The following is a 20,110-nucleotide window of genomic DNA, read 5'->3' on the forward strand; positions in this document are numbered from 1 at the left end:
GTCGCCGCCGTACCGGATTCCGATGATTTGTAATCATCGGAATCCGGTGTCACCCCAGCGAGGCGTTGAGGCGGATCTCGGCGTTCAGCACCTTGGAGACCGGGCACATGGATTTGGCCTGGGCGGCGATCTCCTGGAACTTGTCGGCGCTGATGCCCGGCACCTTGGCGACCAGGGTCAGTTCCACAGCGGCGATCTTCCAGCCGCCCCCCTCGCTCTCCATGATCAGGACGGCCCCGGTCTTCAGCTCATCGGGCGGGAAGTTCGCGGCGGTCAGCAGGAAAGACAGCTGCATGGAGAAGCAGCCGGCATGGGCGGCGGCGATCAACTCCTCCGGATTGGTGCCCTTGCCGTCACCGAAGCGGGCCACGAAGCTGAACGGCACGCTGGACAGTGTGGCGCTTTGCGTCGTCAGGGTACCGGAGCCGTCCTTGCCGGTGCCGTTCCACACGGCGTTGGCGGTGCGCTTGATCTGGGCCATGTCGCTTCTCCCTCAGGAATGGTTTTGGCGGCGAAGCGTAGCACCAGTCGGTGACAAACCAGAGGGGGCCGCGGACGGATTTTGCGGAATTTAACCAAACTTGCGCTGAACTCCCGGCCGATCACCGCCGCCGCTTGGTGTTCTTGCCACCGAACTCGATGCCGCCGACCTCCAGCCCGCCATCCTTGGTCTTGGCCGCCCCCTTGGTGCGTCCGCCCTTTTCCGGTTTGCGGTTCGGTGCCCGCGACTTCTCCCCCTGGGCCGAGGCGCGGATGGGCGAGGCACCGGGCGACAGGCCCAGCTCGATGGCCTCCAGCCGGCGGATCTCGTCGCGGATGCGACCCGCCTCCTCGAATTCCAGGTCGGCGGCGGCGGCCCGCATCTTCTTTTCCAGCTCGGCGATGATGGTCTTGATGTCCTTGCCGGCCAGACCGATGCCTTCGGCCGCACCGGTATCCACCTCCACCCGGTCGCCGCGCTCATAGACGCTGCCCAGGATGTCGGCGATGTTCTTCTTCACCGATTCCGGGGTGATGCCATGGGCGGCATTATATTCCAGCTGCTTGGCCCGGCGCCGCGCCGTTTCCTCCAATGCGGCCGTCATGCTGGCCGTCTCGCGGTCGGCATACAGGATGGCGCGGCCTTCGATATTGCGGGCGGCGCGGCCGATGGTCTGGATCAGGCTGGTGCGGGAGCGCAGATAGCCTTCCTTGTCGGCATCCAGGATGGCCACCAGCCCGCATTCGGGAATGTCCAAGCCTTCGCGCAGCAGGTTGATGCCGATCAGCACGTCGAACACGCCCAGGCGCAGATCGCGGATAATCTCAATGCGTTCAAGGGTTTCGACGTCAGAATGGATGTAGCGGACCTTGATCCCCGCTTCCATCATATATTCCGTCAGCGCTTCGGCCATCTTCTTGGTCAGCGTGGTGACCAGGACGCGCAGGCCCTTGGCCGTGACCTCGCGCACCTCCGCCATGACATCGTCCACCTGGGTGTCGGTGGGGCGGATGATCACCGGCGGATCGACCAGGCCGGTGGGCCGCACCACCTGTTCGGTGAACACTCCGCCCGTGCGCTCCAACTCCCAATTGCCCGGCGTGGCGGACACGAAGACGGAGATCGGGCGCATCGCGTCCCATTCCTCGAACTTCAGCGGGCGGTTGTCGGCGCAGGATGGCAGGCGGAAGCCATAGTCGGACAGGGTCGACTTGCGCATGAAGTCGCCCCGGTACATGCCGCCCACCTGCGGCACCATCACATGGCTTTCATCCACCATCAGCAGCGCATCGGGCGGCAGATATTCGAACAGGGTCGGCGGCGGCTCCCCTGGATTGCGCCCCGAAAGATAGCGTGAATAATTCTCGATCCCCGCACAGGAACCGGTGGCCACCATCATCTCGATATCGAAGGTGGTGCGCTGTTCCAGCCGCTGTGCCTCCAGCAATTTTCCTTGTGGAACAAGCTCTTCCAGCCGTAGCTTCAACTCACGCTTGATCTGTTCCACCGCCTGGAACAGCGTCGGCTTGGGCGTGACATAGTGGCTGTTGGCATAGATGCGCACCTCCTTCATGGAGGTCAGCTTCTCCCCCGTCAGCGGGTCGATCTCATGGATCGCTTCCAGTTCGTCGCCGAACAGCGACAGGCGCCAAGCCCGGTCCTCCAGATGGGCGGGGAACAGTTCCACCGTGTCACCGCGCACCCGGAACGACCCGCGCCCGAAGCCCACATCGGTGCGCCGGTACTGAAGTTCAACCAATCTCTGAAGAAACGCCTGGCGTTGCAGGCTCTGCCCCACTTTCAGGGGGATGGTCATCTCCGAATAGGTCTCCACCGACCCGATACCGTAGATGCAGGAGACCGAGGCGACGATGATGCAGTCCTTGCGCTCCAGCAGGGCGCGGGTGGCCGCGTGGCGCATGCGGTCGATCTGCTCGTTGATCGAGCTTTCCTTCTCGATATAGGTATCGGTCCGGGGCACATAGGCTTCGGGCTGATAATAATCATAGTAGGAAACAAAATACTCTACGGCATTGTTCGGAAAGAAACTTTTCATCTCCCCATACAGCTGCGCCGCCAGTGTCTTGTTCGGCGCCAGGATCAGGGTCGGGCGCTGCACGTTCTGGATGACATGCGCCATGGTGAAGGTCTTGCCCGAGCCGGTGACGCCCAGCAGCACCTGATCCCGTTCCCCGCGCAGGATGCCGTTGGTCAGTTCTTCGATCGCGCGCGGCTGGTCGCCGGCCGGGACATAGTCCGACACGACGGTCAGCGGCTCGATATAGGGTCTCTCCTCCACCTTCACGCGCCAGGGCATGGCGGCTTCCAGGGCGGACAGGGCGGCAGCATGGGCGGCTATCTGGGTCATGGCCCTAATCTATGCCGGACCGGGCCGCCCGAAAAGGGGGATGATCCGTTTTTGTTCCCTATTGTCAGCGCTCACCCGATCCGTCCAGCAACTGGCGTCCATCCCAGGGGCTCAGCATCAGCCGGAACCCGTCGCCCGACCGTTCCACATGACGGATCAGGATGGTCGCCGCTTGGAAATCCAGCGCCGTTTCCACCGACAGGGCCACCTGGTCCAGGTCGGGATCGCGAATACGCAGCTGGTTGACCAGGCGCACCAACCGGACCAGGGACGCCGCCAGATCGTCGGGCAGGCTGGATATGTCGGGATAGGTGAGCATGGGCGTAGTATGCCCCCGATCACGCAGGCATGCGACCCGTGGCCGAGCGCTCTTCCAGGTAGGTCTTCGCAAATTCACTGGACCAAATGCCCATCGCGCCTATAACGAATATTCTATGTCCGTCCGGCAGGGTGCCGGGGCGGTGATGGGGGGAGAGTGGGCCGGTGTCTCAGGCGCTTCAAACAGTTGCCCAGCTGGCGCGCGCAGCAGAGAAGGGTTTGCCCATCGGTCCCGGTGCCGTCCGCATGGACGAGGCCGGCGATTTCACCGTCACCAGCCCGACCACCGCGTCCCGCCATCATTTCTTCCTGGATGGGCTGATGTTCCATATCAGCCTGACACCCACCGGCGGTGACACGCTGTTCCAGGTCTGGGCCGAGGTGGGGTACATGCCCTTCACCATCGAATCGCCCGAGAAGCGCGTGCGCCTGTCCAAGGTGCTGCGCGCTGCTGCCGGGAACCTGTCCGCCGCCCGCTTCGTGGTGGATGAGAAGCAGATGATCATGGTTCTGGGCCAGGCTACCGTGTCTGGTCATGTCACCCTGCCCGACCTGATGTACGAGATCGTGCAGTTCGTGCAGGAGGCGCGGCCCTATCTCAAGGTGCTGGGGCAATATCTGTAATCAAAGGGCGGCCAGCGCATCGGGCGTATCCACGTCCAGCAGCACGCCCGCATCCGCCACCGCCACCTCGCACACGGCACCCGCATGCCGGGCGATCAGGGATTTCGCCCCCGCATCGCCACTGAGCCCCATCATCTCCGCCACATAGGCGCGATCCCACAGCACGGGATTGCCCTGCCTGCCGCCGCAGGTGGGCAGGATGATCCCGCGCCCGTCAACCGGACTGAAGGCGGCGACCAGCTGGTCGATGATGCCGGTGGTGACACGCGGCATGTCACCCAGCAGCACGATCACCCCGTCCACATCATCGGGCAGGGCCGCCAGCCCGGCCTTCAGCGTCGCGGATAGCCCGTCCCCATGGTCCGGCGCATGCGCGAAATCCAGGCCCAACCCCTCCAGGGCGGCCCGTACATCATCGGCCTGATGGCCCGTGGCCACGGTGACGCCGGCCAGTTGTGCGGCCAGAGCCGCCTCGGCCACATGCCGGACCAGGGGCTTGCCCTGCCAGGGATGCAGCAACTTGTTGCCGCCACCCATGCGCCGGCTGAGGCCGCCGGCCAGCACCAGCCCGGCAATGCGCGGGGCCCGCGGCAGGGACGTGGCCAGGGCGCGCGGCAGGGGCCGGCCGGCGATTTCCGCCAGCAGCCCGCCCACGCCCATGCCCATCAGGGTGCCGGCATCCACGGGCAGCCCGGCACCCAGCCGCTGCAGCACCCAATCCACACCGTTCAGCTTGGGCGAGCGGGCGCAGCCTGGCAGGCCCAGCACCGGCCGCCCGTCCAGGTCGCCCAGCAGCAGCAGATTGCCCGGATCGACCGGCATGCCGACATGCAGCACACGCCCGCCCGCCGCCTCAATCGCGGCCGGCACCACATCGCGCCGGTCGGTGATGGCCGAGGCACCGATGACCAGCAGGATATCGCCGTCGGCCGCCTGCAGCGAAGCTGCCAGCGGTTCCACCGCATGCGGCACCCGCATCTCCCCCACCAGATGGCTGCCGATGCCGGCCAGCCGCTCCGTGGTAACGGCGACGCTCTTGTCCAGAACGCCAGGCTTCGTGCCCGGCAGCATGGTCTGGATCAGGCCGGCCGACAGCCCGGCCCAGGGGGAAAGCGAAATGGGGCCGGTGCCCGCCAGCATCCATTCCAGATTCGAAATGACATCGCTGGCCACGGCGAAGGGAATGATCTTGATGGTGGCGATCATCTGGCCCTTCAGCACGGGCGTGAAGGGCGGCAGGGTGGCGATGGTCACCGCCTCATGCACGCGGTTCAGTGCATGGATGGTCGATGCCTCCACCAGCGCCAGCCCATCTGCCGCCGCGAACAGGTTGACCCGGCCGGTATAAGCGGCGCTGACCGTAAGGTTTGCACCCGCCAACCGGGCGGCGACGCGCGATGCCGCCGCATCCTCCCCCACATCGCCATCCTCCAGCCGGGCCACGGTGACCGTTTCGATGCCAGACCGGACAAGGGTCGCAATGTCATCGGCGCCGATCACGCGGCCCTTGGCGAATCGTCCGCCTTGATGATGGACGCCATGGGCCAGGATGGCGCCCAGCGCGTGGGCGACCGGGACGGGACCGAAGCGCATTATGCCGTCTTCCATTTCGGCCCACGCAGGGCCAGCACGATGTCGGCCAGGATGGCGACGGCAATCTCCGCCGTCGTCACCGCCCCGATATCCAGGCCCACCGGGCCGTGGATACGGTCCAACTGCACCTCATCAAGCCCCTGCCCGCGCAGCCGTTCCCGCCGCGCCGCCGCGTTGCGCCGCCCGCCCAGGGCACCGATATAGAAGGCGTCGCTGGCCAGTGCCGCGATCAGGGCCGGGTCGTCGAACTTGGGATCATGGCTCAGCACCACCACGGCCGTGCGGGCATCGGGCCGCAGCGTTGCCAGCGCCTCATCCGGCCAGTCGGTGGACAGGGCGGTGTCGGGGAACCGTTCCGGCGTGGCAAAGGCGGCGCGCGGGTCGATCACCGTGACATCGAACCCGGCCAGCCTGGCCGCCGGCACCAGCGCCTGGGCCAGATGGACCGCACCGACGATCAGCAGCCGGTTGGGCGGCGGGAAGATATTGATGAAGAAGCGTCCATCGTAGAACGCCACGATGCCGCGTCGGTCCTGGTGGATGGCGTCCAGCACCTGTGGCAGGAACTCCTCCTCCAGCCCCACCTCCCCCTGCTGGCGCCCGTCGGCATCGACCAGGGTCTGCAGGCCGGAGCCCAGGTCGGTGACCAGGGCCATCGGGCGGCGGTCGGCCAGCGCCTTGCGCAGCGCATCGAACAGCCGGGCTTTCATTGGATGGGCTCCACATAGATTTCCAGCTTGCCACCGCAGGCCAGACCAACCTCCCAGGCCATCTCATTGCTGATGCCGAAGGACAGGAACCGCGCCTCCCCGTCGGCCAGCACCTTCGCCGCCTCCAGCGCCACGGCCCCTTCCACGCAGCCGCCGGAGACGGAGCCGGCCATGGCGCCATCCCCTGACACGGCCATCAGGCTGCCCACCGGCCGCGGGGCCGATCCCCAGGTGGCAATGACATGGGCCAGCGCCACCGGCACGCCGCATTCCCGCCAGCGGGCGGCCTGGGCCAGGATGGCTTCGTTATCGTCTTGTCTCATGCGGATCGGGGTCCTGAAAGGGCATGGGTCATCAAATGGGGTGGCAAGGGGCGATTGTCACCTCCCCGTCATGCCGCACTGCACCCTGCCATAAAGCCGCGACAAAAGGAAAATCCGGCCCGATGCATGGTTGCGCGGCGGCGTTATTTTCTGAAAGATCGGGCATTAACCATGTGGGGCCAGGACAGCCCCCAACGCCCTGCCTTGGGCGTCAACGAAATCGGGAGGATGGGACATGCGGATGCTGAACCGGCGGCAATTCGGTCTTCTGGGTCTGGGCGCTACGGCAGCCATGGGCGGGGCGCTGCCGTCCCTGGCACAGGCACCGCGCTTCATCACCATCCTGACCGGCGGCACCAGCGGCGTCTATTACCCGCTGGGCGTGGCCCTGTCGCAGATCTATGGCAAGGCCATGCCCGACACCAAATTCTCCGTCCAGGCCACCAAGGCCTCGGCGGAGAACCTGAACCTGTTGCAGGCGGGACGCGGCGAACTGGCCTTCACCCAGACCGATACCCTGGTCCAGGCCGTGCGCGGCGATGCGGAGGTGGGGTTCGCCAAGCCGCTGGACAAGCTGCGCAGCCTGGCGGTGATCTATCCCAACTATATCCAGATCGTGGCGTCGGCGGCGTCGGGTATCAAATCCCTGGCCGACCTGAAGGGCAAGCGCGTGTCGGTGGGGGCGCCCAAATCGGGTACGGAGCTGAACGCGCGGGCCGTGGTCAAGGCCGCCGGCCTTTCCTATGGCGATTTCGCCAAGGTGGAGTACCTGCCCTTTGCCGAAAGCGTCGATCTGATGAAGAACCAGCAGTTGGACGCCACGCTGCAATCGGCGGGGCTGGGCGTGGCCTCCTTGCGCGATCTGGCCAGTTCCATCGACATCACGGTGGTGCCGGTGCCAGCCGAAACCGTGGGCCGTATCGGGGAAGCGGTCTACCGTTCCGCCCTGATCCCGGCCAACACCTATAACGGCCAGACGGCGGATGTGCCGACGGTGATCACCGGCAATGCGCTGGCCACCCATGATGGGTTGCCGGACGAGACTGCGTACCAGCTGACCAGACTGATGTTCGAGAATGTGGCCGCCTTGCAGTCCGCCCATGCGGCGGCCAAGCAGATCGTTCTGTCCAAGGACGCGGCGATGGAATTCGCGCCGCTGCATCCGGGGGCAAGGCGCTTCTACACGGAGAAGGGGGTGTTGTGAGGGGTTTTCCCACCGCTTCCCTTTCCTCCCTTCTCGTCATTCCACGACAAGGCCTCGCATGACGACCACCCCGCCCCCGGCCATCGACGCGGAAGCGATCCGCCGTGCCGTGGAAAAGGATGATCCGACATCGGCGATCGACCGGCTGCGGGCCGGCGACCGCCGGGTCATCTTTCTGATCGCCATCGCCTTCGCGCTGTTCCAGCTCTGGACGGCGACGTTCAACCCGCTATCCAGCCTGGTGGTGCGGTCGGTGCATGTGGGCTTCCTGCTGCTGATGGGCTTCCTGCTGATCGGCGCGCGTGACGGGATGCGGCGGGACCGGGTGCCGGCCTATGACTGGGCGCTGGGTGGACTGGCCTTCCTGCTGGGGCTGTACCATTGGGTGTTCGAACATGACCTGATCATCCGGTCGGGCACGCCGACGGACCTGGATCTGTGGGTCGGTGCGCTGAACACAATGCTGGTGGCGGAGGCGGCGCGGCGCATCATGGGCTGGGGCCTGCCCGTGATGTGCCTGATCTTCGTGCCTTACGCCATGTTCGGGCCCCACCTGCCCGCCTTCCTGGCCCATCGCGGCTATGCACTGGATCAGGTGATCGAGCAGTTGCATTTCTCCACCGAAGGCATCTACGGCACGCCGACCTTCGTTTCCTCCACCTTCATCTTCCTGTTCATCCTGTTCGGGGCCTTCCTGGAGAAGGCCGGGGTGATCGGGCTGTTCAACGACCTGTCCATGGCCCTGGTCGGGCGGCGGCTGGGTGGGGCGGCCAAGGTGGCGGTGGTGTCGTCGGGCTTCATGGGCATGGTCAACGGGTCGGGCGTGGCCAATGTCCTGACCACGGGGCAGTTCACCATCCCGATGATGAAGCGCTTCGGCTATAGCGCGAAATTTGCCGGCGCCCTGGAGGCGACGGCCAGCATGGGCGGGCAGATCCTGCCGCCGGTGATGGGCGCCGCCGCCTTCATCATGGCCGAAACGCTGGGCATCTCGTACCTGGAGGTGTGCAAGGCCGCCGCCATTCCGGCCATTCTCTATTTCGTGTCGGCCTATTGGATGGCGCATCTGGAGGCGGCACGCGCCGGCCTGCATGGGTTGCCGGAGAGCGAGTGTCCCCGGCTGCTGCCGTCGCTGCGCCGGGGCTGGCACCTGCTGCTGCCTTTGGTGGCCCTGGTCACGCTGCTGCTGTCGGGCCGCACGCCCCTGTTCGCGGGCGTGGTGGGCATTGCCGGCACGGTGGTGCTGATGATCGGGCTGCTGCTGGTGGCGCGGCTGGGCGGGACGGCGGCGCGCGTAGCCTTCTGGGTGGGGCTGGGCCTGGGGGCCTGGGGTCTGTCCCAGGCGGGATTGCGGACGGAGCAGATGGCCATGGTGGTTATCGCCCTGCTGGTCCTGCCCTGCTTCGCCTTCAAATCGGGGCGGGCGCTGCTGGTGGCATTGACAGAGGCGCTGGCCGACGGGGCGCGGGCGGCGGTGGCGGTGGGGGTGGCCTGCGCCCTGGTCGGCATCCTGATCGGCATGCTGACCCTGACCGGCCTGGCATCGGACCTGGCCGGCATCATTGTCAACCTGTCGGGCGGCAATCTGCTGCTGGCGCTTTTTCTGACCATGATCGCCTGCATCGTGCTGGGCACCGGCCTGCCGACCACGGCCAATTACATTATCACCGCCTCCATCGCCGCCCCGGCGCTGCAACAACTGGGCGTGCCGCTGATCGTCAGCCATATGTTCTGTTTCTATTTCGGCATCATGGCCGACCTGACCCCGCCGGTGGCGCTGGCGGCGCTGGCCGCATCGCCCATCGCGCGGGCCGGACATATGGAGATCGCCTGGCTGGCCACCCGCATCGGTGTGGCGGGGTATCTGGTGCCTTTCATGGCCGTGTTCGACCCGGCGCTGATGCTGCAATCGGGCGACTGGCTGGACACGATCTACATGGTGATCAAGGCGCTGGTCGGAATTGGCATGCTGGGCATCGTCACCATCGGCTATTACCGCACACCCCTGAGATTGTGGGAGATGGCCTGGGGCTTCGTCGCGGCCGTGCTGCTGATCCTGGCCATGCCCTGGACGGATGAGGCGGGCTTCGCCCTGTCCGCCCTGTTCCTGGCCCGGCAGGTGCTGCGCGGCCGAAAGCTGGCCGTCGCCTGATGCCGGCCGGCGCCGTCCTGGCCCTCTGCCTGACCCTGGGTGACCGACCGCCGGTGCGGGTGCCGGCGGACCGCTTCACCCTGTCCTGGACCCATTCGATCGAGAAGGTGGAATGGCGCGAGGAATTCCGGGTGACCAGGGACGGTCTGGTGCTGGAACGCTCCCTGGTCAAGGGCAGCGGCGTGGGCATGGAGCCCGGTCCCGACGCCAAGCTGGTGGATGGCTGGTGGGTCAGCCGTCCCGGCACTTCTCTGAAGGATGTGACCCTGGCCGCCAGCCGCTTCACCGGTGATCACACGCTCTGCGCCGCCGACCGCTGCGCTCTCCTGCATGACTGGCTGGGCACGGATGCGGAAGAGCCGGTGCGGATGACCGCATGTCCGCCCTCCAGTTAATAACGGTTTGCAAAGGCAGGGGCGGCATCCTAAGTATGAAGCCTGTTGGGGGTTCCCGGACCCCGGAATGAAGTGGAAGGCGTCGGCCGCGATGGATGCGACGATCAGCGAGATTTTGCGGCCCGACCTGGACTGTGCCCCGGTACAGCCGCTGGATGCGGCCGGCCCCCGGCGTGCCCCCCTGCCCCTGCCGTCCCTGTCGCTGGACAAGGTCAGCCATCATTACGGGCTCAAGCGCGCGCTGACCGACGTATCCCTGTCCATCGCGCCGGGGGAGATCGTCTGTCTGGTGGGCCCGTCGGGTTGCGGCAAGTCGACGCTGCTGCGGCTGGCGGCCGGTCTGGAGACGATCCAGGATGGCAGCGTCGCCATCGCCGGCCAGACCATTGCCCGGCCCGGCAACTCCCTGCCGCCGGAACGGCGCGGAATCGGGCTGGTGTTCCAGGATTACGCCCTGTTCCCGCACCTGAACGTGCTGGACAATGTGCGCTTCGGCCTGAACCGCCTGCCTGCCGCCGAACGCGATGCCCGCGCGCTGGCAGCATTGGAGCAGGTGGGTATGGAAGGGTTCACCCGGTCCTTCCCGCATGCCCTCTCGGGCGGGCAGCAGCAGCGTGTGGCCCTGGCCCGCGCCATGGCGCCGCGCCCGGCGGTTCTGCTGCTGGATGAACCCTTCTCGGGCCTGGACACCCGGTTGCGGGAGACGGTGCGCGACGAGACCTTGCATGTGCTCAAGCGCAGCGGCGCCGCCACCATGATCGTCACCCACGATCCGGAAGAGGCGATGTTCCTGGCCGACCGCATCGCGCTGCTGCGCGACGGGCATCTGGTGCAGCTGGGATCACCGACCGCCCTCTATACCAAGCCGGTGGACGCGTTTGCCGCCAGCTTCTTCGGCGAGGTGAACAGCCTGTCGGGTGTCGTGCGCCATGGCCGCGTCGATACGCCCGTCGGCTGCCTGACCGTCACGCATCTGCCCGAAGGGACCGTGGTGGACGTCCTGATCCGGCCGGAAGCCCTGCGCCTGACCATGGCCGCCGATGGCGACGTGACCGGCGTGCCCAATCTGGCGCGGGTGGAAGCCTCGCGCCTGCTGGGCCGCACCAGTCTGGTGCATCTGCGCGTCACCGACCGCGACGGGGTCCCGCATCATCTGCATGCCCGCGCGCCCGGCCATTTCCTGCCCGACGATGGCAGTCATGTCAGCGTGACGCTGGAGCCACGCCAGGCTTTCGTCTTTGAAAAACGGTAACACCCGGCCGCATTGCGGCCCCCGGTGCTTTCTGCCATGATCCCGCGCCTTTTCCGGCGGTATGGGTATTGGTGCCCCTTTAGTCAGGCGGAGTGATTGCAATGGGTGGTTTGGGGTGGATGGAGATCCTGGTGATCCTGGTGATCCTCCTGGTCATTTTCGGCGCAGGCAAGCTGCCGAAGGTGATGGGGGACCTGGGCAAGGGCATCCGCAGCTTCAAGTCCAACCTGTCCGACGGTTCCCGGGACGGCACCCAGCCGGACAAGGATGCCCCGCCCGCCAAGACCGACGACGCGCCCAAGGCTTGAGGCACCATGTTTGATATCGGCTGGTCCGAACTGCTTGTGATCGGGGTGGTGGCGTTGATCGTCATCGGCCCCAAGGATTTGCCCAAGGCCTTGAGCACGATGGGCAAATGGGTCGCGCGCGCCCGCGGGATGGCGCGGGAATTTCAAAACAGCGTCGATGACATGGTGCGTCAGGCGGAGCTGGACGAACTGCGCGAGCAGGTGCAGAAGGCCCGCAGCTTCAACCTGACGGACGAGCTGGAAAAGAGCATCGATCCCGATGGCGAGGTGCGCAGGACCCTGGCGGTGGAGGATTTCACCACGCCGGCCACCGGGTCCGCCACCGCCGCCGACACCGGCACGCAGGCCAAGGCGGAGGAGCGCCCGGCCCTGCCAGCCGCCGATGTCAGCGGGGAAGCGGTGGCCGATCTGGCCAGTGCGGCCACCCCCCTGCCCGCCCCGGCAACGGTCACCGAACCCGCCACCCCCCCGGAACCCACCAAGGATCAGACGCCTTGAGCGAACCGACCGAACCGGATGAGTTGGATTCAGGCAAGATGCCGCTGCTCGAACATCTGATCGAGCTGCGCAACCGTCTGATGTGGAGCGGGGGCGCCCTGATCCTCGCCTTCCTGGCCTGCTTCGCGGTGGCCGACCATATCTACCAGTTCCTGATGCATCCGCTGGTGCAGGCGCTGGGCGTCAAGGCCTCTGAACGCCGGATGATCTTCACCGCCCCGCAGGAATTCTTCCTGACCCAGGTGAAGGTGGCCTTCTGGGCCGGCGCCATGCTGGCTTTCCCCATCATCGCCACCCAGATCTGGAAGTTCGTGGCGCCCGGCCTTTACAAGCATGAGCGCAAGGCCTTCCTGCCCTTCCTGGTGGCCACGCCCGTGCTGTTCGCGCTGGGCGCGTCGCTGGTCTATTTCTTCATCATGCCCATGGCCTTGAAGTTCTTCCTAGGATTCGAGGTGGAGGCGACGGCGACCACGCTGGCCGTGCAGGCGGAGACCCGTGTGGCGGACTATCTGTCACTGATCATGGCGATGATCTTCGCCTTCGGTCTGGCGTTTCAGCTGCCGGTGCTGCTGACCCTGCTGGTGCGGGCCGGGCTGGTTTCGGCCGATGGCCTGGCGTCCAAGCGCCGCTACGCTATCGTCATCATCTTCGTGGCCGCCGCCATCCTGACCCCGCCTGACGTGATCAGCCAGATCGGTCTGGCCGTCCCGCTGCTGCTGCTCTACGAGGTGTCGGTCTTCATGGCCCGGCGCATCGAGAAGAAGCGTGCGGCGCGTGATGCGGCACTGGAGACGTAACCCGTTTATCTGGGCAATGGACGGATGAGACTGGCCTCCAATTTCATCTCCTGCTTGTAATCCGGATTGAAGCCCCTACCATGTTGCGGTGCAGCGTCATGGTGGGGGCGATTCATGCGCGTCAACGCGGTTCCATTCTTGTCGATGCTGGCGGCAGCCTGGATGTTGTCCGCAATCCCCGTCAAAGCCGATCCGCAAAGTCTGGTCCAAGGCAATTATGAACTGCCGGAGCCGGATAGCTGTGCCGTTCCCAATAACTATCCAACATCAGAATATAACAAGGACCGCGAGGGCTGGGTTGATCTGCGCTTTACGGTGAAGGCCGATGGGACCGTCGCCGATATTGAGCCGTCAGCCTTGATGGGACGCACCGCCTTTGCCGAACAGGCGACGCACTGGTTGAAAAACTGCCGGTTCAAGCCCGTGATGGAGAATGGCAACCCTGTCGATATCCAGAATATTGTGCAGCGCTTTCATTATCAGATGCAAATGACGCCCGGCGCCGGTCGGGGCATTCGCACCCGCCTTCTGGACGTGAACGACATGATCCAGCAGGGCAGGCTGGAAGAGGCGGATGCGGCCCTGGACGCCATCGAACGGGATGCAAAACTGATCTATGAGTTTGTGCATGTCCTGTTGCGTCGGGCCACGATCATGGTGTTGCGCGACAGGACCGATATCGCCTTGCTGTATCTATGGCAGCTCAGCAGCAGCAATAAATATCTCGATCCGGAGGAATATGGTCGGTATCTGCGCATGCAGCTACAACTGGAGCTGAAGCACGGGCTGCTCAACAGCGCCTTATGGACCCTGCCCCATTTCAAGGATCTGGGTAAGCGACCGGGGGATGACAAACTGATCGCGGCGCTGGAAAAGCTGAAATCCATCGCCGCGTCTGATCAGCCGATGATGATTGTCGGCCGAATCCCGGCGGAGTGCCGGGGGATCATCTGTCCCAGCGCACGTCTGACCTGGGATTATTTCCCCGTCCGGCGAACCGTGTCCCTGACCGGGATTGAGGGGGCGCTTGATCAGGTGGAGGGTTATTGCCCCCATAAAACCTTCAAGATCAAGGCCCAGGCGGACGTAACCCTGACCATACCGGCAAGCTGGGGTCAATGCGCCATCAGGGTCACCGGCACCCCGGGCAGCACCTTCAAGCTGATTGACGAGAATTTGTGAGCGGCAGAGGGGCTTTCGCTGAGCGTCAATGCGCTCTGCCTCCCCCTCACCGGATCGGGAACGGATCGAAATCCACTTCCTTGGCCATGGCGCGCAGATCGTCCAGGTTACCGGTGCGGGTGGTCAGCATGACGATACCATCCACGCCCACGGGGATCTGGATCTGGTAGAGCGGCAGCTTGGCTTCCGGCCAGGCGGTGACGATGGCCTTCTTGCCGCTCACCACCTCCACCTTGCCATTGGGCGGCAGGGTGCCGGGCACGGTGATCGAGCCCATGACGGCCTTGAACAGCGTCGGGCTGCGGGCGGCACCCACCACCACCTCAATCGTGCCCTTGCGATAGCTGGCCTCGGCCGTGGCCACCGAATACATCGGCAGCGCCCCCCCGGCGACGCGGATATCGCTCATCTTCCAGCCGTCGGGATCGTCGGGCAGCACGCCCTTCATCTGCCGGTTGGGTTCCACCCCCAACTGCGCCAGCGCCGGCAGGGCGGGCGCCAGGGACAGCGGGGCCGCCAGCAGGGCGAGGCAAAGGGCGAGGGTCGGGCGACGCATGGAACCGATCTCCGTCAAGTCACAAAATATTTGGTAGAGGGGGGCCGGCGTTCAAGCCGGCCCCCTTGCCTTTGATCAGCCTTCGTAATGCGTGGCGACCAGCTTATCCAGCAGGCGCACGCCAAACGCCGTGGCACCCTTGGGCACGATGCCCTTGTCAGCGCGGGACCAGGCGGTGCCGGCGATGTCCAGATGCGCCCACGGCACCTTGTTCACGAAGCGCTGCAGGAACTGCCCCCCGATGATGGAGCCGGCATTGCCCGGGCGGCCGATATTCTTCACATCGGCCACATCGCTGTCGATGTCCTTGTCATAGGCGGGCGACAGCGGCAGGCGCCACAGCTTTTCGCCCGTCTTCAACCCGGCGTCCGTCAGCTTGGCAGCCAGATCGTCATCGTTGGAGAACAGGCCGGCATATTCATTGCCCAGGCTGACGATGACGGCACCGGTCAGGGTGGCCAGATCGACCATGAATTTCGGCTTGAACTGGTCCTGGCAGTACCAGAGTGCATCGGCCAGTACCAGGCGGCCCTCGGCGTCGGTGTTCAGCACCTCGATCGTCTGGCCCGACATGGTGGAGACGATGTCGCCCGGGCGCTGGGCATTGCCGTCGGGCATGTTCTCGGCCAGGGCCACGACGCCGACGGCATTGACCTTGGCCTTGCGGCCGGCCAGCACGGCCATCAGGCCGATGACGGTGCCGGAACCGCCCATGTCCCACTTCATGTCGTCCATATTGGCGGCCGGCTTGATGGAGATGCCGCCGGTGTCGAAGGTGATGCCCTTGCCCACGAAGGCCACCGGCGCCTCACCCTTCTCGCCACCGTTCCAGGTCATGACGACCAGGCGTGGCGGACGGATGGAGCCCTGGCCCACGCCCAGCAGCGCGCCCATGCCCAGCTTCTTCATCTTCTTCTCGTCCAGCACATCGACCTCAAGGCCCAGCTTGGACAATTCGACGCAGCGGTCGGCCAGCGTCTCCGGATAGATGACGTTGGGCGGCTCGGACACCACGTCGCGGGTCACGAAGATGCCCTCGGCCACCTTTTCCAGCTTCTCCCAGACCTTCTTGGCGGCTTTGGCCCCCTCGGTCTGGATGGTGACCTTCTTTACCGACGGCTTCTTGTCGTCGGCAAGCGTGGTCCGGTACTTGTCGAAGCGGTAGGAGCGCAGGACGGCGCCGAAGGCGGCTTCGGCCGCCAGCTCACCCGCCTCGCCGGCGATGCCGTCATGGGCGTCCAGCGCCACGGCCAGATCGGCCTCACCCGTGCTCTGGGCGGCGGCATAGGCAGCGGCACCGGCATTGGCGGCACCATTGGCGTCGAATTCCCCCGGCGCACCGATGCCGACCAGAATCAGGCGAGAAATGTCCAGGCCCGGCGGGGCGATGAGGTTCAACACCTCTTCCGCCTTGCCCTTGAAGCGGCCCTGCTCCATGGCGCGGGTCAGCTGGCCGCCGGTCTTCTGGTCCAGATCACGGCCCAGCGCGCCCAGCGTGCGGTCGGCGGCGACGGTGACGGCCAGGATGCCGGATTTCGGCGTACCGGGCGAAGCGAAGGCGATTTTCATTCCGGGGCTCTCTTGTGTCGTTGAACCGGCGTCGCGATGGCGCCGGCAGTTGTGTGCATGGCAAGGAGTCGATAAAGAACAGCCACGTACCCATGTCAAGGTCACCCTGGGCCAAAATCTGTCGGTCCGCCACGAACAGGACGCAATCACGCGGTACGTGCTTGGGTGCGATACTGGTCGGCGATGGGCCGGCCGCTTCGGGAAATGATGTCTCAGATCAACCGCTACCTTCTGCGCAATCTTGTCCTGGCCACGGTCGTGGTGACGGGCGCGCTGTCGGCTGCCATCTGGCTGACCCAGTCGCTGCGGCTGGTGGAACTGGTGGTGGAGGGGGGGGCCGGGCTGGGCGCCTTCGCGCAGCTGGCCATCCTGTCCTTCCCCACCTTCCTGCCCATCGTGCTGCCGTTCGGCGTGCTGACCGCTGTGCTGTTCACCTATAACCGCCTGACCCAGGACAGCGAGCTGGTGGTGATGCGCGCCGCCGGCCTGGGGCCGATGGCGCTGGCAAGGCCGGTGCTGATCCTGGCGGCGGCGGCCACATTGCTGAGCTTCCTGCTGTCGGTCTATCTGGGGCCGGCTGCACAGCGCAGCCTGGTGACCATGCGCCAATCGGTGCGCAGCGACATGTCGGCGGCGCTGCTGCGCGAGGGGACGTTCAATGAGCTGTCGGACAAGCTGACCCTCTATGTTCGCGACCGGCTGGCCGACGGCACGCTGATCGACATCCTGATCCATGATGCGCGTACCGAGGGTGTCACCACCACCATCGCGGCGACCAGCGGCACCCTGACCGATGCCGAGGGCGTGCCGCGCGTCCTGGTGCATGATGGCACGCAGAGCAAGTTCACCCAGGCCACGGGTCGCACCGAATGGCTGGAATTTGAACGCTATGCCGTGGATTTGCAGTCGCTGCGTCGGGAATTGCCCAACCGCTGGGTGGAGCCGCGCGAACGCAGCCTGGATCAGCTCTGGACACCCAACGCCGACGACCCCACGGACAAGCGCTTCGCCGGCCGCCTGCGGGCGGAGCTGCATAACCGGCTGGCCTCGCCCTTCCTGGTGCTGTCTTTCGCCATCATCGCGCTGGCGGCCCTGCTGCCGGGCGAATTCTCCCGCCGGGGGCATGGAAGGCGCATCACGGTTGCCGCCATCGGCGCCCTGGTGCTGCAAAGCGCCTTCCTGGGCATCGTCAGCCTGATCGGCAAGGTGCCGGTGCTGGCCGTCCTGTTGTATATTTTTGTGCTGGCGCCCGTACCGCTGGGCCTCTGGTACCTGCGGCGCGAGGGCGCGCACCGGCCTGTGATGGGGGGGATCTGACGCCATGCGCCTGTCCTCCACCTTGGCACTTTATATCGGCCGGCAGTTCCTGCTGTGGTTCGCGGCGGGCCTGTCGTCGCTGCTGGCCCTGGTCTATCTGCTGGACACGGTGGAACTGCTGCGCCGGTCGGCCAACCGGCCGGAGGCGACGTTCGATATCATCGTCACCATGGGCCTGCTGAAACTGCCGGAGATCGGGCAGGAAGTGTTCCCGTTCGTGGTGCTGTTCGCCGCCATGTACACATTCTGGCGCCTGACCCGCACGCATGAGCTGGTGGTGGCGCGGGCCAGCGGCATCAGCGTCTGGCAGTTCACCGGCCCCGTCCTGGCCTGGGCCGCCATTATCGGCGTCGTGCTGGTCACCGTGCTGAACCCGATCTTCGCGGCCATGCTGACCCGCTATGAGCGGATGGAAAACCGGTATCTGCGCGGCCAGACCTCGTCCTTGGATATCGGCCGGTCCGGCATCTGGCTGACCCAGCTGACGCCGGAGGGGGCCTATCGCATCCATGCGGAGTCGGTGGTACCCGGCACGCTGGAGATGCGCCGGGTCATGGTGCTGCTCTCCACGCCGCAACAGCGCCTGTCGGCCCGGCTGGACGCGATGTCGGCGGAACTGGTGCCGGGTTTCTGGAACCTGTCGGAAGTCTGGTACAACAAGCCGGGGGAGCCGGCGCAGTTCCTGGCCCGCTACCAGCTGCCCACCGACCTGACCGAACAGCGCATCCAGGACAGTTTCGCCAGCCCGGATACGCTGTCCTTCTGGGAACTGCCCAATTTCATCCGCACCCTGGAACTGACCGGCCTGTCGCCGGTGCGGCACAAGCTGCACTGGCATACGCTGCTGGCCCAGCCTTTCCTTTATGCCGCCATGGTGCTGTTGGCCGCCGCCTTCTCCTTGCGCCAGATGCGCGGCGGCGGCACGCTGGCACTGGTGGGGGCGGGCATTGTCACGGCCCTGGTGCTGTTCATCGTCAAGGACGTGATCATGGCGCTGGGCATGTCGGGTTCCGTACCCGTGCTGCTGGCCGCCTGGGCGCCGGCGGGGGTGACGGTGATGCTGTCCGTGGCAGCCTTGCTGCACACCGAGGACGGATGAGCAGCGGTACGCTTTGCGTTTCAGCTCCTGAGCCTCTATAAGAACGCGCCATGATGCAGAATGTGACCCGACCGACCATGAATAGCCTCGTGCGTAAAGCCCTGCTGGGTGCGACCGCCCTGTCCATCGCCCTCTCTTCCGGCCCCGCCTTCGCGCAGGTCGCCGGTGGCGCGCAGGGCCAGCTGGGCCGCATCGCCGCCATCGTGAACGAGGAACCGATCACGGTGGCCGATGTGGAGGGCCGCATGCAGCTGGCCATCGTCTCCTCGGGTCTGCCCGACAATGCGGAAACCCGCCAGCGCCTGCTGCCGCAGGTCATCCGCCTGCTGACGGACGAATCCCTGCAGATACAGGAGGCGCGGGAGCGCAACCTGACCGTCACCGAGGATGAGCTGACGGAGGATCTGGAGGCCGCCGCCCAGCGCAACCGCATGGATATCGAGCAGTTGAAGGCCGCCTTGGCCCAGGCCGGTGTGCCCTGGACCACCATGCGCCAGCAGATGCTGGCCCAGATCGCCTGGAGCAAGGTCGTGCAGCGTGTTGTGCGCCAGCAGGTGACCGTGCCTGACAGCGAGGTGAACGCCTATATCGAGCGTATCCGCGCCAATGCCGGCAAGCCGGAATACCAGGTGGCGGAGATCTTCCTGGCTGTCGACAACAACACCAACGAAGCTGAGGTACAGAACCTGGGCGAGCGTCTGGTGGAACAGATCGGCCGGGGGGCGAACTTCAACGCGGTCGCGCGCCAGTTCTCGCAGTCGGCCGGTGCCGCCAATGGCGGCGACCTGGGCTGGATCCAGCAGGGCCAGTTGGAGGAAAACCTGGACCGCTCCCTGCAGCAGATGCAGAAGGGCCAGTTCTCCCGCCCCATCCGCGGCGCTGCCGGCTATCATATCCTGTGGCTGCGTGACCAGCGCATCGTGGCGGCCGGTGATCCCAAGAACATCCAGATCTCCATCCGCCAGTTCGTGGTGCCGTTCGCCAACGATGGCCAGCAGGAGGCGGCGTTCAACGCCGCCAAGCAGGTGGGCGAACAGGCCAAGGGCTGTGAGGCGCTGGAACAGGCCACGCAGCAGGTTCCCGGATCGCAGATTTTCACCCAGCCGCTGAGCCGCCTGGGCGACATTCCCGAACAGATCGGCCAGCTGGTCGGCGCCCTGGGCGTGGGTCAGGCCACGGCCCCGATGATGACCGATCGCGGCGCCATGCTGCTGATGGTCTGCGACCGCATCGTGCCGGAGGGCAGCCTGCCGCCGCCCGACCAGGTGCGCGGCGCCCTGTTCCAGGAACGCATGGATTTGCAGCAGCGCCGCTATCTGCGCGACCTGCGCCGCAACGCCACCATCGAAACCCGGATGTGACAC

General features: G+C 65.7%; 20 protein-coding genes. 12 read left to right on the forward strand and 8 right to left on the reverse strand.

Going from position 1 to position 20,110, the window contains the following annotated elements; translation table 11 throughout:
- Positions 1–49: 49 nt before the first annotated feature.
- The 3 genes from AC1Q7F_RS09440 to AC1Q7F_RS09450 all read right to left on the reverse strand — a co-directional run bounded on the left by AC1Q7F_RS09440 (position 50) and on the right by AC1Q7F_RS09450 (position 3,168).
- Positions 50–481 (reverse strand): OsmC family protein, encoded by a 432-nt coding sequence (locus AC1Q7F_RS09440; protein ID WP_492506058.1) that lies wholly within the window; start codon positions 479–481, stop codon positions 50–52.
- A gap of 121 nt (positions 482–602) precedes the next feature.
- A complete protein-coding gene (gene uvrB, locus AC1Q7F_RS09445; RefSeq protein ID WP_492506491.1) occupies positions 603–2,798 on the reverse strand; it encodes an excinuclease ABC subunit UvrB in 2,196 nt (731 codons plus the stop codon).
- A 115-nt stretch (positions 2,799–2,913) separates the two neighbouring features.
- Positions 2,914–3,168, reverse strand: a complete 255-nt coding sequence (locus tag AC1Q7F_RS09450; RefSeq protein ID WP_492506059.1) for a hypothetical protein — start codon at positions 3,166–3,168, stop codon at positions 2,914–2,916.
- Between the two features lie 164 nt (positions 3,169–3,332).
- On the opposite strand from AC1Q7F_RS09450, the gene AC1Q7F_RS09455 reads away from it, so the two are divergent.
- Entirely contained in the window at positions 3,333–3,791 is a 459-nt protein-coding gene (locus tag AC1Q7F_RS09455; protein ID WP_492506061.1) for a hypothetical protein, read from the forward strand.
- Here the strand turns inward: AC1Q7F_RS09455 and AC1Q7F_RS09460 are convergent, their stop codons facing one another.
- From AC1Q7F_RS09460 to AC1Q7F_RS09470, 3 genes are read right to left on the reverse strand one after another with little or no spacing between them, the layout of a single operon-like run.
- Complete coding sequence (locus AC1Q7F_RS09460; RefSeq protein ID WP_492506063.1) at positions 3,792–5,384, reverse strand: NTP transferase domain-containing protein; 1,593 nt, start codon at positions 5,382–5,384, stop codon at positions 3,792–3,794.
- A complete protein-coding gene (locus AC1Q7F_RS09465; protein ID WP_492506065.1) occupies positions 5,384–6,094 on the reverse strand; it encodes an XdhC family protein in 711 nt (236 codons plus the stop codon). Before AC1Q7F_RS09465 ends, AC1Q7F_RS09460 begins: the two co-directional genes overlap by 1 nt.
- Entirely contained in the window at positions 6,091–6,417 is a 327-nt protein-coding gene (locus AC1Q7F_RS09470) for an XdhC family protein (protein WP_492506067.1), read from the reverse strand. The genes AC1Q7F_RS09465 and AC1Q7F_RS09470 overlap by 4 nt, the downstream gene beginning before the upstream one ends.
- Before the next feature lie 235 nt (positions 6,418–6,652).
- On the opposite strand from AC1Q7F_RS09470, the gene AC1Q7F_RS09475 reads away from it, so the two are divergent.
- The 8 genes from AC1Q7F_RS09475 to AC1Q7F_RS09510 all read left to right on the forward strand — a co-directional run bounded on the left by AC1Q7F_RS09475 (position 6,653) and on the right by AC1Q7F_RS09510 (position 14,205).
- The gene (locus tag AC1Q7F_RS09475; protein WP_492506069.1) at positions 6,653–7,621 is read left to right on the forward strand and encodes a TAXI family TRAP transporter solute-binding subunit; all 969 of its coding nucleotides are present in this window, start codon (positions 6,653–6,655) and stop codon (positions 7,619–7,621) included.
- Positions 7,622–7,679: 58 nt separating this feature from the next.
- Positions 7,680–9,773, forward strand: a complete 2,094-nt coding sequence (locus tag AC1Q7F_RS09480) for a TRAP transporter permease (protein WP_492506071.1) — start codon at positions 7,680–7,682, stop codon at positions 9,771–9,773.
- Positions 9,773–10,168, forward strand: a complete 396-nt coding sequence (locus AC1Q7F_RS09485; RefSeq protein WP_492506073.1) for a DUF1850 domain-containing protein — start codon at positions 9,773–9,775, stop codon at positions 10,166–10,168. Before AC1Q7F_RS09480 ends, AC1Q7F_RS09485 begins: the two co-directional genes overlap by 1 nt.
- 67 nt (positions 10,169–10,235) lie before the next feature.
- A complete protein-coding gene (locus AC1Q7F_RS09490; protein ID WP_492506075.1) occupies positions 10,236–11,420 on the forward strand; it encodes an ABC transporter ATP-binding protein in 1,185 nt (394 codons plus the stop codon).
- A gap of 101 nt (positions 11,421–11,521) precedes the next feature.
- Positions 11,522–11,728 (forward strand): twin-arginine translocase TatA/TatE family subunit, encoded by a 207-nt coding sequence (gene tatA / locus AC1Q7F_RS09495; RefSeq protein ID WP_492506077.1) that lies wholly within the window; start codon positions 11,522–11,524, stop codon positions 11,726–11,728.
- A gap of 6 nt (positions 11,729–11,734) precedes the next feature.
- Positions 11,735–12,226 (forward strand): Sec-independent protein translocase protein TatB, encoded by a 492-nt coding sequence (gene tatB / locus AC1Q7F_RS09500; RefSeq protein ID WP_492506079.1) that lies wholly within the window; start codon positions 11,735–11,737, stop codon positions 12,224–12,226.
- Positions 12,223–13,023 (forward strand): twin-arginine translocase subunit TatC, encoded by an 801-nt coding sequence (tatC, locus tag AC1Q7F_RS09505; RefSeq protein WP_492506081.1) that lies wholly within the window; start codon positions 12,223–12,225, stop codon positions 13,021–13,023. Before tatB ends, tatC begins: the two co-directional genes overlap by 4 nt.
- 162 nt (positions 13,024–13,185) lie before the next feature.
- Positions 13,186–14,205: an energy transducer TonB gene (locus AC1Q7F_RS09510; RefSeq protein WP_492506083.1), complete on the forward strand. Its 1,020-nt coding sequence runs from the start codon at positions 13,186–13,188 to the stop codon at positions 14,203–14,205.
- A 46-nt stretch (positions 14,206–14,251) separates the two neighbouring features.
- Here AC1Q7F_RS09510 and AC1Q7F_RS09515 read toward each other — a convergent pair whose 3' ends face one another.
- Both AC1Q7F_RS09515 and AC1Q7F_RS09520 read right to left on the reverse strand, forming a co-directional pair.
- The gene (locus AC1Q7F_RS09515) at positions 14,252–14,761 is read right to left on the reverse strand and encodes a hypothetical protein (protein WP_492506085.1); all 510 of its coding nucleotides are present in this window, start codon (positions 14,759–14,761) and stop codon (positions 14,252–14,254) included.
- Positions 14,762–14,836: 75 nt separating this feature from the next.
- Positions 14,837–16,330 (reverse strand): leucyl aminopeptidase, encoded by a 1,494-nt coding sequence (locus tag AC1Q7F_RS09520; RefSeq protein WP_492506087.1) that lies wholly within the window; start codon positions 16,328–16,330, stop codon positions 14,837–14,839.
- Positions 16,331–16,537: 207 nt separating this feature from the next.
- Between AC1Q7F_RS09520 and lptF the strand changes: the two genes are divergently transcribed.
- From lptF to AC1Q7F_RS09535, 3 genes are read left to right on the forward strand one after another with little or no spacing between them, the layout of a single operon-like run.
- Positions 16,538–17,647 (forward strand): LPS export ABC transporter permease LptF, encoded by a 1,110-nt coding sequence (gene lptF, locus AC1Q7F_RS09525; RefSeq protein ID WP_492506089.1) that lies wholly within the window; start codon positions 16,538–16,540, stop codon positions 17,645–17,647.
- 4 nt (positions 17,648–17,651) lie between these two features.
- A complete protein-coding gene (gene lptG, locus AC1Q7F_RS09530) occupies positions 17,652–18,746 on the forward strand; it encodes an LPS export ABC transporter permease LptG (protein WP_492506091.1) in 1,095 nt (364 codons plus the stop codon).
- 53 nt (positions 18,747–18,799) lie between these two features.
- Positions 18,800–20,107, forward strand: a complete 1,308-nt coding sequence (locus AC1Q7F_RS09535; protein ID WP_492506493.1) for a peptidylprolyl isomerase — start codon at positions 18,800–18,802, stop codon at positions 20,105–20,107.
- Positions 20,108–20,110 lie beyond the last annotated feature (3 nt).

The organism is Niveispirillum sp. GW835-FHT14G11, from assembly GCF_058793615.1.

Excerpts from the sequence above, each read along its gene's own strand:
- AC1Q7F_RS09440 (WP_492506058.1), bottom strand. The coding sequence starts at position 481 with ATGGCCCAGATCAAGCGCACCGCCAACGCCGTGTGGAACGGCACCGGC.
- uvrB (WP_492506491.1), bottom strand. The coding sequence starts at position 2,798 with ATGCCCTGGCGCGTGAAGGTGGAGGAGAGACCCTATATCGAGCCGCTG.
- AC1Q7F_RS09450 (WP_492506059.1), bottom strand. The coding sequence starts at position 3,168 with ATGCTCACCTATCCCGACATATCCAGCCTGCCCGACGATCTGGCGGCG.
- AC1Q7F_RS09460 (WP_492506063.1), bottom strand. The coding sequence starts at position 5,384 with ATGCGCTTCGGTCCCGTCCCGGTCGCCCACGCGCTGGGCGCCATCCTG.
- AC1Q7F_RS09465 (WP_492506065.1), bottom strand. The coding sequence starts at position 6,094 with ATGAAAGCCCGGCTGTTCGATGCGCTGCGCAAGGCGCTGGCCGACCGC.
- AC1Q7F_RS09470 (WP_492506067.1), bottom strand. The coding sequence starts at position 6,417 with ATGAGACAAGACGATAACGAAGCCATCCTGGCCCAGGCCGCCCGCTGG.
- AC1Q7F_RS09475 (WP_492506069.1), top strand. The coding sequence starts at position 6,653 with ATGCGGATGCTGAACCGGCGGCAATTCGGTCTTCTGGGTCTGGGCGCT.
- AC1Q7F_RS09480 (WP_492506071.1), top strand. The coding sequence starts at position 7,680 with ATGACGACCACCCCGCCCCCGGCCATCGACGCGGAAGCGATCCGCCGT.
- AC1Q7F_RS09485 (WP_492506073.1), top strand. The coding sequence starts at position 9,773 with ATGCCGGCCGGCGCCGTCCTGGCCCTCTGCCTGACCCTGGGTGACCGA.
- AC1Q7F_RS09490 (WP_492506075.1), top strand. The coding sequence starts at position 10,236 with ATGAAGTGGAAGGCGTCGGCCGCGATGGATGCGACGATCAGCGAGATT.
- tatA (WP_492506077.1), top strand. The coding sequence starts at position 11,522 with ATGGGTGGTTTGGGGTGGATGGAGATCCTGGTGATCCTGGTGATCCTC.
- tatB (WP_492506079.1), top strand. The coding sequence starts at position 11,735 with ATGTTTGATATCGGCTGGTCCGAACTGCTTGTGATCGGGGTGGTGGCG.
- AC1Q7F_RS09510 (WP_492506083.1), top strand. The coding sequence starts at position 13,186 with ATGTTGTCCGCAATCCCCGTCAAAGCCGATCCGCAAAGTCTGGTCCAA.
- AC1Q7F_RS09515 (WP_492506085.1), bottom strand. The coding sequence starts at position 14,761 with ATGCGTCGCCCGACCCTCGCCCTTTGCCTCGCCCTGCTGGCGGCCCCG.
- AC1Q7F_RS09520 (WP_492506087.1), bottom strand. The coding sequence starts at position 16,330 with ATGAAAATCGCCTTCGCTTCGCCCGGTACGCCGAAATCCGGCATCCTG.
- lptF (WP_492506089.1), top strand. The coding sequence starts at position 16,538 with ATGTCTCAGATCAACCGCTACCTTCTGCGCAATCTTGTCCTGGCCACG.
- lptG (WP_492506091.1), top strand. The coding sequence starts at position 17,652 with ATGCGCCTGTCCTCCACCTTGGCACTTTATATCGGCCGGCAGTTCCTG.
- AC1Q7F_RS09535 (WP_492506493.1), top strand. The coding sequence starts at position 18,800 with ATGCAGAATGTGACCCGACCGACCATGAATAGCCTCGTGCGTAAAGCC.